This window comes from Crossiella sp. CA198 (genome assembly GCF_052078295.1).
Classification (GTDB): domain Bacteria; phylum Actinomycetota; class Actinomycetes; order Mycobacteriales; family Pseudonocardiaceae; genus Crossiella.
On sequence record NZ_JBQJIM010000008.1, the window covers coordinates 186,628 to 202,695 of the forward strand.

Annotated in this window: 10 protein-coding genes; 9 read left to right on the forward strand and 1 reads right to left on the reverse strand. The window is 71.0% G+C overall.

Features of this window, described 5'->3' with window-relative positions:
- The first annotated feature begins 100 nt into the window (after positions 1 to 100).
- The 5 genes from glgX (at position 101) to ACTOWY_RS15590 (ending at position 5,562) form a co-directional block, all read left to right on the forward strand.
- Positions 101 to 2,239, forward strand: coding sequence for a glycogen debranching protein GlgX (glgX, locus tag ACTOWY_RS15570; RefSeq protein ID WP_441310322.1), 2,139 nt, complete (start codon positions 101 to 103; stop codon positions 2,237 to 2,239).
- Positions 2,240 to 2,513: 274 nt separating this feature from the next.
- Entirely contained in the window at positions 2,514 to 3,056 is a 543-nt protein-coding gene (locus tag ACTOWY_RS15575; protein ID WP_441310323.1) for a cysteine dioxygenase, read from the forward strand.
- Positions 3,053 to 3,451, forward strand: coding sequence for a rhodanese-like domain-containing protein (locus ACTOWY_RS15580; protein ID WP_441310324.1), 399 nt, complete (start codon positions 3,053 to 3,055; stop codon positions 3,449 to 3,451). Before ACTOWY_RS15575 ends, ACTOWY_RS15580 begins: the two co-directional genes overlap by 4 nt.
- Before the next feature lie 416 nt (positions 3,452 to 3,867).
- Positions 3,868 to 5,013 carry a hypothetical protein gene (locus ACTOWY_RS15585; RefSeq protein ID WP_441310325.1) on the forward strand — a complete coding sequence of 382 codons (1,146 nt, stop codon included), beginning with the start codon at positions 3,868 to 3,870 and terminating at the stop codon, positions 5,011 to 5,013.
- A gap of 42 nt (positions 5,014 to 5,055) precedes the next feature.
- The gene (locus ACTOWY_RS15590) at positions 5,056 to 5,562 is read left to right on the forward strand and encodes a TspO/MBR family protein (protein WP_441310326.1); all 507 of its coding nucleotides are present in this window, start codon (positions 5,056 to 5,058) and stop codon (positions 5,560 to 5,562) included.
- A gap of 4 nt (positions 5,563 to 5,566) precedes the next feature.
- Here the strand turns inward: ACTOWY_RS15590 and glgP are convergent, their stop codons facing one another.
- Positions 5,567 to 8,152 (reverse strand): alpha-glucan family phosphorylase, encoded by a 2,586-nt coding sequence (gene glgP / locus ACTOWY_RS15595; RefSeq protein WP_441310327.1) that lies wholly within the window; start codon positions 8,150 to 8,152, stop codon positions 5,567 to 5,569.
- A gap of 274 nt (positions 8,153 to 8,426) precedes the next feature.
- Here glgP and ACTOWY_RS15600 point away from each other — a divergent pair, with 274 nt between their 5' ends.
- From ACTOWY_RS15600 to glgB, 4 genes are all read left to right on the forward strand, one after another.
- Complete coding sequence (locus tag ACTOWY_RS15600; RefSeq protein ID WP_441310328.1) at positions 8,427 to 10,397, forward strand: maltotransferase domain-containing protein; 1,971 nt, start codon at positions 8,427 to 8,429, stop codon at positions 10,395 to 10,397.
- A 79-nt stretch (positions 10,398 to 10,476) separates the two neighbouring features.
- On the forward strand, positions 10,477 to 12,273 hold the full coding sequence (gene treS, locus ACTOWY_RS15605) for a maltose alpha-D-glucosyltransferase (protein WP_441310329.1): 1,797 nt from the start codon (positions 10,477 to 10,479) through the stop codon (positions 12,271 to 12,273).
- Positions 12,270 to 13,646, forward strand: a complete 1,377-nt coding sequence (locus tag ACTOWY_RS15610; protein WP_441310330.1) for a maltokinase N-terminal cap-like domain-containing protein — start codon at positions 12,270 to 12,272, stop codon at positions 13,644 to 13,646. Before treS ends, ACTOWY_RS15610 begins: the two co-directional genes overlap by 4 nt.
- Positions 13,643 to 15,826, forward strand: coding sequence for a 1,4-alpha-glucan branching protein GlgB (gene glgB / locus ACTOWY_RS15615; protein WP_441310331.1), 2,184 nt, complete (start codon positions 13,643 to 13,645; stop codon positions 15,824 to 15,826). Before ACTOWY_RS15610 ends, glgB begins: the two co-directional genes overlap by 4 nt.
- Positions 15,827 to 16,068 lie beyond the last annotated feature (242 nt).

Sequence of the window (16,068 nt, forward strand, 5' to 3'; positions counted from 1 at the left end):
CCCCATTCTTGTCATCCCGCTCCCGGGCCCGTCCACCGGGGAGGCACGCCGACCGCTCGGCGCTCCCGCAACCGGCCCCGGAGGAGGCAAGATCAAGGCCATGACTGCCGAGGTCGACACCCAGGTGCTCGCCGGAAGGCCGTTCCCGCTCGGGGCGCATCCCGAACCCGGCGGCGTCCGGTTCGCGGTGGCTTCGGCATCCGCCGAGGCAGTCGAGGTGTGCCTGGTCGAGGACGGGCCGAGTGGCCTGGTGGAACGCCGGTACGAGCTGACCGAGCGCACCTTCGGCGTCTGGCACGGCCTCATCCCCGGCGTGACCCCTGGCCAGCGCTACGGCTACCGGGTGCACGGCCCGTACGAGCCCTACCGCGGGGTGCGCTGCAACCCGGCGAAAATCCTGCTCGACCCCTACGCCAGGCGGATCAGCGGCACTGTCACCGATCTGGACGCGACACTGGGCCATCTGGGCGAGGACCCGATGAGCGGCATCCCGTCCGCGGTGGACTCGCTGGGCAGCGTGCCGCTCTCGGTGGTCACCGCGCCCGGCGGGCCGGACACCGGGCCGCGGCCGGAGGTGCCGTGGGAGGAGACGGTCGTCTACGAGCTGCACGTGCGCGGCTTCACCCAGCGCCACCCTGCCGTGCCACCGCACCTGCGCGGCACCTACCTGGGCGTGGCGCACCCGGTGGTCATCGAGCACCTGGTCCGGCTCGGGGTGACCGCGGTGGAACTGCTGCCGGTGCACTCCTTCGCCGACGAGCCAGCGCTGGCCAGGGCCGGGCGGCACAACTACTGGGGCTACTCCACCCTGGGCTTCCTGGCCCCGCACGCGGCCTACGCCAGCGAACCCGGCCGGGAGGTCGAGGAGTTCCGGGAAATGGTCGCCGCCCTGCACGCGGCCGGCATCGAGGTGCTGCTGGACGTGGTGTTCAACCACACCTGCGAGGGCGGCCTGGACGGCCCCACGCTGAGCTTCCGCGGCCTGGACGCGCCAGCCTACTACCTGCACGGACCGGGCGGCGGCGGCTTCGACCTCACCGGCTGCGGCAACACCCTGGACGCGGGCTCGCCCACGGTGGTCCGGCTGGTCACCGACTCACTGCGGTACTGGGCGGGCGAACTCGGCGTGGACGGGTTCCGGTTCGACCTGGCCAGCGTGCTGGGCAGGCCGGGCGGCGGCGGTTTCGACCCGCACGCCGGGCTGCTCACCGCGATCGCCACCGACCCGCTGCTGTGCCAGCGCAAGCTGATCGCCGAGCCGTGGGACGCCACCGGCGAGGGCTACAAGGTCGGCGATTTCGGCGTGCAGTGGGCGGAGTGGAACGGCCGGTTCCGGGACACCGTGCGGGATTTCTGGCGCACCAGCACCGATGTCCGCGATCTGGCCTACCGGCTCACCGGGTCCTCCGACCTGTACGCCGACGATGGCAGGCGGCCGTGGCAGTCGGTGAACTTCGCGACCGCGCACGACGGCTTCACCCTGCGCGACCTGGTCTCCTACAACGACAAGCACAATGAGGACAACGGCGAGGACAACCGGGACGGGGCCAACGACAACCGGTCCTGGAACCACGGTGTGGAGGGCGAGACCGCCGACGGCGCGGTGCTGGCCCTGCGTGCCCGGCAGGCCCGCAACCTGATGTCCTCGCTGCTGCTGGCCACCGGCGTGCCGATGCTGACCGCGGGCGATGAGCTGTGGCGCACCCAGGGCGGCAACAACAACGCCTACTGCCAGGACAACCAGATCTCCTGGCTGGACTGGACCGGGCCGACCGTGCCGGGCTCGCCCGCCTTCGCGATGCTCTCCTTCACCCGCCGGGTGATCGGGTTGCGGCGGCAGTGCCCTGCCCTGCGCCAGACCGAGTTCTTCGAGGGCAGGGCCACCCCGGAGGACGAGCCGGACCTGGTGTGGCTGCGCCCGGACGGCCAGGAGATGGCCGAGACGGACTGGTTCGACGGCTCCCGGCACTCCCTGGGCATGTGGATCGACGGCGCGGACTGCCGCAGCCACACCCGCTCCGGCGAGCAGGTCGAGGATCACTCCTGGCTGCTGGTGCTGCACGCCGATCCGGCGCCGGTGGAGTTCGTGCTGCCCGGCCCGGAGTACGCGCGCTGCTTCGAGCAGGTCCTGGACACCGGGTCGCCGGACGGGGCGCCCACGCTGCCCGGCCCACTCGCGCCGGGCACGCCGCTGCCGGTGCCCGGCCGCACCCTGATGTTGTTGCGGGCGAGCAGGTGATCCGGCCCGCCAGATGGGATGGCACTGACAACAGGGTCAGGTTTCTGGCACGATCGGCTCATGATCTGCCCGCCGCTATGGCGTGACCGCACTATCGACCTGCTCCGGGTCGCCAGTTGCGCGTGTCCGCTGACGCGGCGCGGCCGCTGAGCCCTCTCCGCTCAGCGTCTCTCCCTTTCTTCGCTGGTCCGCACGCCCACGCGCGTTCTGGACCGGCGCCGCGCCGCGTCTGGCTCCGCACCCATCGAAGCCACCCGCGACCTGGAGCGAGCACGTGAGGACTTCCCTGTCCCGTCCGGAGATCCACCCGGCCCTGGACCTGCCCTACCTGCACGATCTGCTGCACCCGCGCCGCCCGCTGTGGACCCCGGGGGAACTGCGCGGCCTGACCACCACGGTGACCAGTGAGCTGACCACGCCGCTGCTGTCCATCCTGGAATTCGGCACCGAGGAACGCTGGTGGGCGCGGCTGGCGCTGACCGAGGGCGTGGAGCTGTGGCTGCTGTCCTGGGCCCAGGGCCAGGGCACCCTGCCGCACGACCACGGCGGCGCGTCCGGCTCGTTCACCGTGCTGCAGGGCGAACTGCGCGAGGACTACCGCTACCCGGGCGGCCCGATCCGCTCGGCTGACCGGGCCACCGGCACCACGGTCGCCTTCGGCCGCGGCCGGGCGCATCAGGTGCGCAACCTGGGCGTGCCCGGCGCGGCCAGCGTGCACGCCTACTCGCCGCCGCTGCTGCCGACCACCGAGTACGCCACGCTGGCCGAGTACGTCGTGGTGCCCGAACCGCGCACGCCGCCGGAGGAGAGCCGATGACCCAGACCGTCGAGGAGTTGCTGGCGCAGGCCAGGGCCGTGCTGGACCGGGTGGAACCGGCGGCCGCCGAGGAGTTGCGCCAGGCGGGCGCGCTGGTGGTGGACATCCGGCCACTGGCCAACCGGGCCGCCGAGGGCGAGATCCCGGACGCGGTGCCGGTGGAGCGGATCGTGCTGGAGTGGCGGCTGGACCCGCGCGGCCAGTGGCGCCTGCCGGGCCTGGACGCCGACCGGCCGGTGATCATCGTCTGCAACGAGGGCTACTCCTCCAGCCTGGCCGCCAGGGACGTGCAGCGGCTGGGCCTGCACCGGGCCACCGACCTGGTCGGCGGGTTCCGGGCGTGGAAGGCGGCCGGTCTGCCGGTGGTGCCGGGCGGCACACCCGCGGTGCCCTGACCGGGACAGGTGGCGCCGTCCGCGACCGGCGCCACTGTCCTGGGTTTCCCGGCTGTGGCCCGACCGCCAAGCCTCCACCCGCTGTCCAGCGCATTTCCGCCCGCTATCGGCACTTTCGCCCGATTGGGCGGCAAATGCCTTGCGCGGAACCGCCCGATCCGCCCTGGCAGCACGGAGAATGCGCTCTCCCTGTCCTCTCCCGGCCCTGACCAGAACCGGTCGCCCCGCAGCCCGTCCGGCCGTCGGCTCCGGCCGCCCCGGCGCGTTCCCGAACGGGCTGGCCGGCCTGGAGCGCCTCTAGCACCCCCGCGCTCACCAGCGGGGATCGCCACTGCCCTATCGGGCACACCTCGTCGCCCTCGGATACGTCCGGACGCCCGACGGAACCGGCTGGTACCGCGTACCGTCTCGAAAGCATGGGCTCCCTGACTCGCCCGATCCGACCCGGACGGATGTTCATCGCCTCCGCGGCCATCGCCGTGGTGGCCCTGGAACGTGCCCTCGATCCGGCCGTGGTCGGCATGCTCGGCGCGGTGATCGGCATGCTGGCCGAACTCATGGCGTTGCAGCTCGGCCTGCTCCTGGGCGCGCTGGCACTGCGGGTGCGGGTGCACGACGTGGTGCTGGGTCTTGGCGCCCGGGTCTACGAACTGCGGACGCCGCGCCGGACGGTGTCGCTGCGCCTGCTGCCGATCCTGCTCGGCGTGTCGGTCGGACCGGGGGCCGCGCCTGCGCAGTCCCGGATGTGGCTGGCCGGAGCGGTGTCGGCGGTCTGCGGCGCCGGGGCCGCGGCGGCCACCTTCGCCGTCGTGGACGCCCCGTTCGGCCGTGGCCTGGCCGTCGGCGCGCTGGCCTCGGGCGTGTACTGCCTGCTGCCGCGCCGGGACGCGGGCACCACCTCCACCGGGTGGCTGCTGTTCCAGTTGCCCAGGTTGCCCAAGCACCGGGTCGCCGAGTGGCAGTCCGCGCCGCTGGTGAACGAGGCCATCGACGCGGTCAACGGCGGCGACCTGGAGACCGCCGAGGCGCTGACCGCCGAACTCTCCAGGGAACACCCTGGCAGGCGCACCACCACCGCCACCCGGATCGCGCTGCTGGAGGCCCGCGGCCGCTACGCCGAAGCGCTGGCGCTGACCATCGGCCTGGTCTCCGACCCCACCCAGGAACCCCGGGACCTGGCCTTCGCGCTGGCCTCGCTGGCCGCGCTGACCGCGAACGCGGTGGAGGTCGGCCAGCTGGACGCGGCCACCGGCCTGCCCACCGCGCGGCAGGCGGTCGACGACGCCGAACAGCTCGGCTACCCGGGTTTCAAGCTCACCGGCACCAAGGCCCTGCTGGAACTGCTCGCGGGCAACGCCGACCGGGCCGCCATGCTGGCCCGCTCCGGCGCCCGGCACGGCGGCGCCACCCTCAGCCGCGCCGACGACCTGGCCACCCTGGCCAGGGCCCTGATGGCCACCGGCGACAACCGGGCCGCCCGGTTGGCCCTGGACGAGGCGGAGACGCTGGCCCCGTGGTGGCCCAGGGTCGCGGGCACCCGGGCGCGGCTCAGCGTCACCTGACCCGGCTTGCCGCCACCTGGCGGATGCGATCTGCTGTCAGACATGCCGCCACGCGCCTCCTGGACCTCCGGACCGCGCAGCGTCGTCGTCCTGGTCGGTTTCCTGCTGGCCAGCTACCTGGTCGCGGCGGTGGCAGGCATCTCGGCGAGAGCGGGCGTCGCGGCCTGGTACAACGCCGCGCCCAAACCCTTCTTCACCCCGCCCAACTGGATGTTCCCGCCGATCTGGACCGTCATGTACGGCCTGATCGCGCTGGCCGCCTGGCAACTGTGGCTGCACCGGGACACCCACCCGCTGGAGGTTAGCCGCGGCCTGTGGCAGTGGTGGACCCAGCTGATGTTCAACCTGGCCTGGACCCCGATCTTCTTCGCGATCAAGTGGCTCTGGCCCGCCCTGATCCTGATCGTGGTGCTGGACGTGATGGTCTGGGTGACCCTGTGCAGCGCGGCGAAGGTGAGCAGGGCGGCCACCTGGTTGCTGGTCCCGTATTTCGGGTGGCTGCTGTACGCGACCGCGCTGAACCTGGGTGTCGCCCTGCTCAACCCCTGAGCACTCAGCCCGCCAGCACCACGCGACCCAGCTCGGCCGCCGAGGCCAGCAGCGGGTGCCGCGGCAGCACCCGCACGGTGTACCCCGCCGATCCCGCGTACGGCAGCTCGATCTCGGCGAAGTAGCGCCCGTCGCCGTCGTAGCGCATCGGCACGGTGACCACGTCGCGCAGCTCGTCCGCGTCGTCCACCCGGCCGACCACGGCCTGCACCTCGACCTCGGCCGGTTCCAGGCCTGCCAGTTCGACCCGGGCGGTGACCGGCACGGTGGCGCCGAGCACCGGGGTGGCGGAGCTGCCGTTGGTGGCGAACTCGGTGTCGAGCACCTTGACCCTGCTCCACGCGGCCTGCATCCGGTGCCGGTAGCCGGTCAGCTCCTTGGCCCCGGCGAAACCGTTGTCCCGCACCGCGTGCGCGGAGCGGCCTGCCGGCGCGTAGTAGCTCTCCACGTACTCCTTGACCATCCGGGAGGCCTGCACGTTCGGGCCGAGGGAGGCCAGGGTGTGCCGGACCATGGCCATCCACTGGGCGGGCACGCCGTCCGGGCCGCGGTCGTAGAACAGCGGGGCGACCTGGTTGCCGAGCAGCTCATACAGCGCGGTGGCCTCCAGGTCGTCGCGGCGGTTGGGGTCGCTGACGCCGTCGGCGGTGGGGATGGCCCAGCCGTTGCTGCCGTCGTGGAACTCGTCCCACCAGCCGTCCCGGATGGACAGGTTGAGGCCGCCGTTGAGCGCGGACTTCATGCCCGAGGTGCCGCAGGCTTCCAGGGGGCGCAGCGGGTTGTTCAGCCACACGTCGCAGCCCCAGTACAGGTACCGGGCCATGGACATGTCGTAGTCGGGCAGGAACACGATCCGGTGGCGCACGCCCGCGTCGTCGGCGAAGCGCACGATCTGCTGGATCAGCGCCTTGCCGCCGTCGTCGGCCGGGTGCGATTTGCCGGCGACCACCAGCTGCACCGGGCGTTCGGGGTGCAGCAGCAGTTCGCGCAGCCGGTCGGCGTCGCGCAACATCAGGGTGAGCCGCTTGTAGGTGGGCACCCGGCGGGCGAAGCCGACGGTGAGCACCTCGGGGTCGAAGACCGAGCTGGTCCAGCCCAGTTCCAGCGCGGAGGCGCCGCGCTGCAGCCAGGACACCTTGACCCGGCGGCGGATCTCCTCGACCAGCCGGGAGCGCAGCGTGCTGCGCAGTTCCCACAGCCGCGCGTCGGTGACCGGCTCGAACCCGCGCAGGCCGACCCCACTGTCCACTTCGGACTCGCCGAGCAGCTTGCTGATCTCGGTGGCGGCCCAGGTCGGGCCGTGCACGCCGTTGGTCACCGAGCCGATCGGGACCTCGCTGACGTCGAAGCCCGGCCACAGCCCGGAGAACATCTCCCGGCTGACCTTGCCGTGCAGCTGGGACACGCCGTTGGCGCGCTGGCCGAGCCGCAGGCCCATGTGCGCCATGTTGAACATGCCGGGGTTCTGCTCGGCGCCCAGGGCGAGCACCCGCTCCGACGGGATGCCGGGCAGCAGGCCGCCGGACTCGTTGCCGGGCGCGCCGAAGTAGTGCTGCACCAGGTCGACCGGGAAGCGGTCGATGCCTGCCGGGACCGGGGTGTGCGTGGTGAACACGGTGCCCGCGCGCACGGTGGACAGCGCCTGGTCGAAGTCCAGGTTCTCGGTGGTGACCAGCTCGCGGATGCGCTCCAGGCCGAGGAAACCGGCATGGCCCTCGTTGGTGTGGAAGACCTCGGGCTGCGGGTGGCCGGTCAGCTCGCAGTACACCCGGACCGCGCGCACGCCGCCGATGCCTGCCAGGATCTCCTGCCGGATGCGGTGGTTCTGGTCGCCGCCGTAGAGCCGGTCGGTGACCCCGCGCAGGTCGTCGTCGTTGTCCTCGACGTCGGAGTCGAGCAGCAGCAGCGGCACCCTGCCGACCTGGGCCTTCCAGATCCGCGCGCGCAGCACCCGGCCGGCTGGCATGGCCACGTGCACCAGGATCGGCGCGCCGGAGGGCTCGGTCAGCGGTTCCAGGGGCAGGCCGCGCGGGTCCAGCACCGGGTAGTGCTCGACCTGCCAGCCGTCCAGGGACAGCGACTGCCGGAAGTAGCCGGAGCGGTAGAGCAGGCCGACGCCGACCAGCGGCACGCCCAGGTCGGAGGCTGCCTTGAGGTGGTCGCCCGCCAGCACGCCGAGGCCGCCGGAGTAGTTCGGCAGCGCCTCGGTGACGCCGAACTCCATCGAGAAGTAGGCGATGGAGGCGGGCAGGGTCTGCTCGCCGACGCCCTGGGCGCCCTCGATCTCCTCCTGCCGCCGCTGGTACCAGCGCGGCTGGCCAAGGTAGCGCTGCAGGTCGTCGTCGATGGCCCTGGTCCGGGTGAGGAAGCTCTCGTCGGTGGCCAGCTTCTGCAGCCGTTCCACCGGGACCTGGGCGAGCAGCCGGATCGGGTCGCCGCCGGTGTCCCGCCAGATGGTCTCATCGACCGTGGCGAACAGGTCCTGGGTGGGCGGATGCCAGGCCCAGCGGAGGTTGGTCGCCAGTCGCCCCAGCGCGGCGATCGGCTCGGGCAGGCTGGCGCGGACGGTGAAGCGACGCAAAGCTCTCACGGACGCGGACCATATCCCGCGCCCCCGCACCGGTGGCAACATTCCCAGCCCAGCCTGCAAACAATTGCACGATCCACAGGCCGGAATCTGTCCACAAGGCCCCCTGGTCGGGACTGGACCGCTCGGGGGAACCCGCCCATGATGAGTGTGCGCCAGCGCACAGCGGGCTAACCAATACGTGTGATGCGACCGCCTGGCCCGGTGACGGTGAGCTGGATCGAGTCAGGCAGACTTGCAACTACCCGAATCCTGAGCGTGACGAAGGGCGGCGCCGGTGACTGGTCGGCTCGGTATCGACGAGGTCTCCCCCCTCATCGACTGCGGACGTTTCCCCGCCAAAACCGTTGCCGGCGAACATGTTCCGGTGTTTGCCACGGTCTGGCGGGAGGGCCACGACGCGATCGCGGCCACCGTGACCTGGAAGGGCCCCGGCGACCGGGTGTCCCGGCAGACCCGGATGGTCCCGGAGGGTGTCGGCCTGGACCGCTGGACGGCGGTGATCACCCCCGATCGGGAGGGCCTGTGGACCTTCCGGATCGACGCCTGGAGTGACCCGTGGGCCACCTGGCGGCACGCGGTGGAGGTCAAGGTCGGCGCCGGTCAGGGCGCGGCCGAACTGGACAACGATCTGGAGACCGGCGCCCGGCTGCTCGAACGGGTGGCCCGCCGACCCGATCGGCGCAACGAGCGGGCCCAGCTGATGTCGGCCGCGCTCGGCCTGCGCGATGCCGCCAGGGGACTGCCGGAGCGGATCGCGCTGGCGCTGTCCGAGCCGGTGCAGCGGATCATGCACGAGCACCCGGTGCGCGAGCTGCTGACCAAGGGCAAGTGGCAGCAGCTGTGGGCGGACCGCCAGCGCGCCCGGTACAGCTCCTGGTACGAGCTGTTCCCGCGCTCCACCGGCGGCTGGGACTCCTCGGGCAAGCCGGTGCACGGCACCTTCAGCACGGCCACCGCGGCGCTGGACCGGATCGCGGGCATGGGCTTCGACGTGGTTTACCTGCCGCCAATTCACCCGATCGGGCGAGTCAACCGGAAGGGCCCGAACAACAGCCTGATCTCGGTGCCGGAGGACCCGGGTTCGCCGTGGGCGATCGGCGCCGAGGAGGGCGGGCACGACGCGATCCACCCCGACCTGGGCACGCTGGAGGAGTTCAAGGGCTTCGTGCACCGGGCTGGCGAGCTGGGCATGGAGATCGCCCTGGACCTGGCCCTGCAGTGCGCGCCGGACCACCCCTGGGCCGCCGAGCATCCGGAGTGGTTCACGGTGCGGCCGGACGGCACCATCGCCTACGCGGAGAACCCGCCGAAGAAGTACCAGGACATCTACCCGGTCAACTTCGACAACGACCCGCAGGGCATCTACGCCGAGGTGCTCCGGGTGGTGCTGCACTGGGCCGAGCACGGGGTGCGGATCTTCCGGGTGGACAACCCGCACACCAAGCCGCCGGACTTCTGGCACTGGCTGATCTGGCAGGTCAAGCAGACCCACCCGGATGTGCTGTTCCTGTCCGAGGCGTTCACCCGCCCGGCCCGGATGTACGGGCTGGCCCGGCGCGGCTTCACCCAGTACTACACCTACTTCACCTGGCGCACCGCCAAGCAGGAGCTGATCGACTTCGGCGTGAGCCTGGTCGAGCACTGCCTGGACGGCACGCCGAACCTGTTCGTCAACACCCCGGACATCCTGCACGAGTCGTTGCAGCACGGCGGTCCGGCGATGTTCGCCATCCGGGCCGCGCTGGCCGCCACGCTCTCGCCGAGCTGGGGGGTGTACTCGGGGTACGAGCTGTACGAGGGCACCGCGGTGCGGCCGGGCAGCGAGGAGTACCTGGACTCGGAGAAGTACGAACTGCGGCCACGGGACTTCGCCGCGGCGCTGGCCGAGGGCCGGTCGCTGGAGCCGTGGCTGCGCAGGCTGAACGGGATCCGTCGGGCGCATCCGGCCCTGCACCAGCTGCGCACGCTGCACTTCCACCACGTGGACAACGACGCGCTGATCGCCTACTCCAAGCAGGATCCGGCCACCGGGGACACCGTCGTGGTGGTGATCAACCTGGACCCGGACAACGGCCAGCAGGGCACGTTGTGGTTGGACCTGCCCGAACTGGGTATGGACTGGGGTGAGCGTTTCGTCGCCAGGGACGAGGTCACCGGAGACATCTGGGACTGGGGCCAGGGCAACTTCGTCCGGCTGGAACCGCATCACTCGGTCGCCCACGTCGTGACGATCCAACGCTACTGAACCGAAACCTGTTGATCACGAAGCTGACGAAGGCTGGTCGTCATTGCCCAAGCCCCGAGAGTCCCGTGTGGAGGCGTCCATGACTGTTGTGCCCGGCCAAGTGGGTGTGCAGCACACCGGCGAGGCGCTGACCGCGGACGGCCATCTGGTCGAGCCCAAGGCGGAGGACTTCCGGCATGCCCGGCTGGCCCCGCGTGAGCCCGGCTGGTTCCAGCGCGCGGTGTTCTACGAGGCGCTGGTCCGGGCCTTCTCCGACTCCAACGGGGACGGCTCCGGCGACCTGCGGGGCTTGGCCGGACGGCTGGACTACCTGCGCTGGCTCGGGGTGGACTGCCTGTGGCTGCCGCCGTTCTACGCCTCGCCGCTGCGCGACGGCGGCTATGACATCAGCGACTTCCGCTCGGTGCTGCCGGAGTTCGGCAACGTCGACGACTTCGTCTACCTGCTCGACGAGGCGCACCGGCGCGGCATCCGGGTGATCACCGACCTGGTGCTCAACCACACCTCGGACGCGCATTCCTGGTTCCAGCAGTCCCGCAGCGATCCCGAGGGGCCCTACGGCGACTTCTACGTGTGGAGCGACGACGACTCCAGCTACGCCGACGCGCGGATCATCTTCGTCGACACCGAAAGCTCCAACTGGACCTACGACCCGGTGCGCGGGCAGTTCTACTGGCACCGGTTCTTCTCCCACCAGCCGGATCTCAACTACGAGAACCCCGCGGTGCAGGAGGCCATGCTGGACGTGCTGCGGTTCTGGCTGGACCTGGGCATCGACGGTTTCCGGCTGGACGCGGTGCCCTACCTGTTCGAGGAGGAGGGCACCAACTGCGAGAACCTGCCCAAGACGCACGCCTTCCTGCAGCGCTGCCGCAAGGTCGTCGACGACGAGTACCCGGGCCGGGTGCTGCTGGCCGAGGCCAACCAGTGGCCGGCTGACGTGGTCCCCTACTTCGGCGCCACCGAGATGGGCGGCGACGAGTGCCACATGGCCTTCCACTTCCCGCTGATGCCGCGGATCTTCATGGCGGTGCGCAGGGAAAGCCGTTTCCCGATCTCGGAGATCCTCGCCCAGACCCCGGCCATCCCCTCGGGCTGCCAGTGGGGCATCTTCCTGCGTAACCACGACGAGCTGACCCTGGAAATGGTCACCGACGAGGAACGCGACTACATGTACGCGGAGTACGCCAAGGATCCGCGGATGAAGGCCAACATCGGCATCCGCAGGCGCCTGGCCCCGCTGCTGGAGAACGACCGCAACCAGCAGGAACTCTTCACCGCGCTGCTGCTGTCGCTGCCCGGTTCGCCGGTGCTCTACTACGGCGACGAGATCGGCATGGGCGACAACATCTGGCTCGGCGACCGCGACGGCGTGCGCACGCCGATGCAGTGGACGCCGGACCGCAACGCCGGGTTCTCCAAGTGCGACCCGAACCGGGTCAACCTGCCGGTGATCAACGACCCGGTATACGGCTACCAGGCGGTCAACGTCGAGGCGCAGCTGAACAACACCTCCTCGCTGCTGCACTGGACCCGGCGGATGATCGAGGTCCGCAAGGAGCACCCGGCCTTCGGGCTGGGCACCTTCACCGAACTGGGCTCGTCCAATCCGAGCGTGCTGGCCTACCTGCGGCGCTGGACGCCGGAGGAGGATGGTGAACCGGAGGACGTGGTCTTCTGCGTGAACAACCTCTCCCGGTTCCCGCAGCCGGTGGAGCTGGATCTGTCCGCGTTCGCGGGCTACACCCCGATCGAGTTGACCGGCGGTGTGCACTTCCCGGCGATCGGTGAGCTGCCGTACCTGCTCACCTTGCCGGGGCACGGTTTCTACTGGTTCCAGATCGCCGCCACGGCAGAAAGTGGTGACGCCCGTTGACCTCAGCCCGGCTCGACCTCACCGTGCTCCCGGAAGCCCTGACCGGCGCGCTGCCCGACTGGCTACCGGGGCAGCGGTGGTTCGCCGGCAAGGACCGGCCGGTGCTCGGCGTGCGCACCCGGCGGCTGACCGTGCTGCGGGCGGAGGATCCCGCGCTGGTGCTGGCCGTGGTCGAGGTGGACCAGGGCGGCGAGCCGGAGCGGTACCAGCTGCTGCTGGGCGCTCGCCCAGCGTTGCCGGACTGGCTGCAGACGCACCGGATCTGCGACTGGGACGGCTGGGACTGTTACGACGCCGCGCACGATCCGGAGCTGGCCGGCGAGCTGATCGAGCTGATCGCGGCCGGCCGGGAGATCGAGGACCTGCGGTTCACGCCGGAGCCAGGGGTGGAGCTGACCACCGGGCTGCGCGGGCGGCCGGTCGGGGTGGAGCAGAGCAACACCTCGCTGGTCTACGGCAGTCAGTACATCCTCAAACTGTTCCGCAGGCTGGTGCCAGGGGAGAACCGGGACCTCACGCTGCACCGCGTGCTGGCCGCGGCCGGGTGCGAGCACATCGCGCCGCCGCTGGGCTCGATCAGCGCGCCGGAGGGCACGCTCGGCATGGTGCAGTCCTTTGTGGAGGGTGCGGCGGACGGCTGGGCGATGGCCACCGCGAGCGTGCGGGACCTGATGGCCGAGGCGGATTTACACGCCGACGAGGTCGGCGGCGACTTCGCAGGCGAGGCGCGGCGGCTGGGCCACGCGGTGGCCGAGGTGCACGCGGACCTGCGGCGGGCGGCCGAGACCCGGCTGGCCACGCCAGGGGAACTCACCGCGCTGGTCGCGGCCATGCACCGCAGACTGGACGGCATGCTGGAGTCGGTGCCGGAGCTGGCCGAGCACGCCGAGGCGCTGCACAAGGCCTTCGACGCGGCGGTGGCCGCGGGCGAGCCGGTCGAGGTGCAGCAGGTGCACGCGGACCTGCACCTGGGCCAGTGCCTGCGCACGGCCACCGGCTGGGTGCTGATCGACTTCGAGGGCGAGCCCGCCGCACCCGCGGCCGAGCGCGCCCGGCTGCGCTCGCCGCTGCGCGATGTCGCGGGCATGCTGCGCTCCTTCGACTACGCCGCGCACCAGCGCCTGGTCGGGCATACCGACGACCATCAGCTGACCGTGCGCGCGCTGGAATGGGCGCAGCGCAACCGGACCGCGTTCTGCGCGGGCTACGCCGAGGTGGCGGGCGATCCGCGGGAGCACGCCGAGCTGTTGCGCGCACTCGAGTTGGACAAGGCCGTCTACGAGGTGGCCTACGAGCACGCGAACCGGCCGGAGTGGCTGCCCATCCCGCTGTCCTCCATCGCCAGGATCACCTCCGGAGAGGAACCGTCGTGACCAGCCTGGACGCCTGCGCCCCGCACCCGGACGAGGTGCGGCGGCTGCTGACCGGCTCGCACCACGACCCGCACTCGGTGCTGGGCGCGCACCCGCACGCCGACGGCACGGTGGTGCGCGCGCTCAAACCGCACGCCAGCGCCGTGACCGTGCTGCAGGACGGGGGCAGGTACCCGCTGGTCCCGGTCGGCGACATCGGCCTGTTCTCCGGCCCGGTCCCGCACCAGCCCGGCGACTACCGGCTGGAGGTGGTCTACGGCGACCACACCGAGACGGTGGACGACCCGTACCGCTGGCTGCCCACCCTGGGCGAGCTGGACCTGCACCTCATCGGCGAGGGCAGGCACGAACGGCTGTGGGACGCCCTGGGCGCGCACTACCGCAGCTATGAGACGCCGAACGGCCTGGTCACCGGCACCTCGTTCGCGGTGTGGGCGCCGAACGCGCGCGGCGTGCGGGTGTGCGGGGACTTCGACGGCTGGAGCGGTCTGGCCAACCCGATGCGGTCGCTGGGGTCCAGCGGGGTGTGGGAGGTCTTCGTGCCCGGCGTGCAGCCCGGCACCAAGTACAAGTTCAAGCTGCTCGGCCAGGACAACTCCTGGTACGAGAAGGCGGACCCGCTGGCCTTCGCCGCCGAGGTGCCGCCCGCCACCGCCTCGATCGTGACGGTGGACCGGCACGAGTGGGTGGACGCGGAGTGGCTGGTCACCCGCGAGGCCACCGACTGGAGCCGCAGCCCGATCAGCGTGTACGAGGTCCACCTGGGTTCCTGGAAGCCGGGCCTGGACTACCGCGAACTGGCCAAGGAACTCGGCGACTACCTCGAGCAGACCGGCTTCACCCACATCGAGCTGATGCCGGTGGCCGAACATCCCTTCGGCGGTTCCTGGGGCTACCAGGTCACCAGTTACTACGCCCCCACCTCCCGCTTCGGCAGCCCCGACGATTTCCGCTACTTCGTCGACCACCTGCATTCGCGCGGCATCGGCGTCATCGTCGACTGGGTCCCGGCCCATTTCCCCAAGGACTCCTGGGCCCTGGCCCAATTCGACGGCCAGCCCCTGTACGAACACGCCGACCCCCGCCGCGGCGAACACCCCGACTGGGGCACCCTGGTCTTCGACTTCGGCCGCACCGAGGTCCGCAACTTCCTGGTCGCCAACGCGCTGTACTGGATCGACGAATTCCACATCGACGGTCTGCGCGTGGACGCGGTCGCCTCGATGCTCTACCTGGACTACTCCCGCGAAGAAGGCCAGTGGCTGCCCAACGCCCACGGCGGCCGGGAAAACCTGGACGCGGTCCAGTTCCTCCAGGAACTCAACGCCACTGTCTACAAACGACACCCCGGCGTGATGATGATCGCCGAGGAGTCCACCTCCTGGCCCGGCGTCACCCGCCCCACGCACCTGGGCGGCCTCGGCTTCGGTTTCAAGTGGAACATGGGCTGGATGCACGACACCCTGCGCTACCTCCAGCATGACCCGGTGCACAGGTCGTTCCACCACAACGAACTCACGTTCTCCCTGGTCTACGCCTGGAGCGAGAACTTCGTCCTGCCTCTGTCCCACGACGAGGTCGTGCACGGCAAGGGCTCCCTCTGGACCAGAATGCCCGGCGACCACTGGAACAAGGCCGCCGGCCTACGCGCCCTGCTCGCCTTCATGTGGGCCCACCCGGGTAAGCAGCTCCTCTTCATGGGCGGCGAATTCGGCCAGATCGCCGAATGGTCCGAATCCCGCTCCCTGGACTGGCACCTCCTGGAAGACCCCCACCACGCAGGCATCCAAAAACTGGTCGCGGACCTGAACCACACCTACCGCGCCCACCCACCCCTGCACACCCAGGACACCAGTCCCGAAGGCTTCTCCTGGATCGACGCGAACGATTCGGCGGGCAACGTCCTCAGCTTCCTCCGCTACGACACCCACACCGCCACCCCGGTCGCCTGCATCGCCAACTTCGCCGGCATGCCCCACCACGACTACCGAGTCGGCCTCCCCCACCCCGGCCACTGGCGAGAAATCCTCAACACAGACGCCGAGACCTACGGCGGCTCCGGCGTAGGAAACCTAGGCCGAATCCAAGCCACCCCCCACCCCCACCACGGCCGCCCAGCCTCAGCCCAACTCCAGCTCCCCCCCAGCGGCGTGGTCTGGCTCGCCTACGAGGGCCCCTGACCAACCAGCCCTCATCAGGGCCACCCCGCCGCACCCCAGCATCTTGCCCGGCTTGGCCTGGCGCGGCCTGGCCTGGCCTGGTCGCATCCCAACCTCGCCTGGCCCCAGCACCTCGCTTCGCCAGGCCGCACCACAACGCCTCGCCTGGCTTGGGCTCACCTCAGCACTTGGCTGGGCCCCAGCACTTCGCCTCGCCCCACCCGCTTGCCTTGCCCTCCCCCGCCCCTCCTGAGCCCTGTCCC

Excerpts from the sequence above, each read along its gene's own strand:
- glgX (WP_441310322.1), top strand. The coding sequence starts at position 101 with ATGACTGCCGAGGTCGACACCCAGGTGCTCGCCGGAAGGCCGTTCCCG.
- ACTOWY_RS15580 (WP_441310324.1), top strand. The coding sequence starts at position 3,053 with ATGACCCAGACCGTCGAGGAGTTGCTGGCGCAGGCCAGGGCCGTGCTG.
- ACTOWY_RS15585 (WP_441310325.1), top strand. The coding sequence starts at position 3,868 with ATGGGCTCCCTGACTCGCCCGATCCGACCCGGACGGATGTTCATCGCC.
- ACTOWY_RS15590 (WP_441310326.1), top strand. The coding sequence starts at position 5,056 with ATGCCGCCACGCGCCTCCTGGACCTCCGGACCGCGCAGCGTCGTCGTC.
- treS (WP_441310329.1), top strand. The coding sequence starts at position 10,477 with ATGACTGTTGTGCCCGGCCAAGTGGGTGTGCAGCACACCGGCGAGGCG.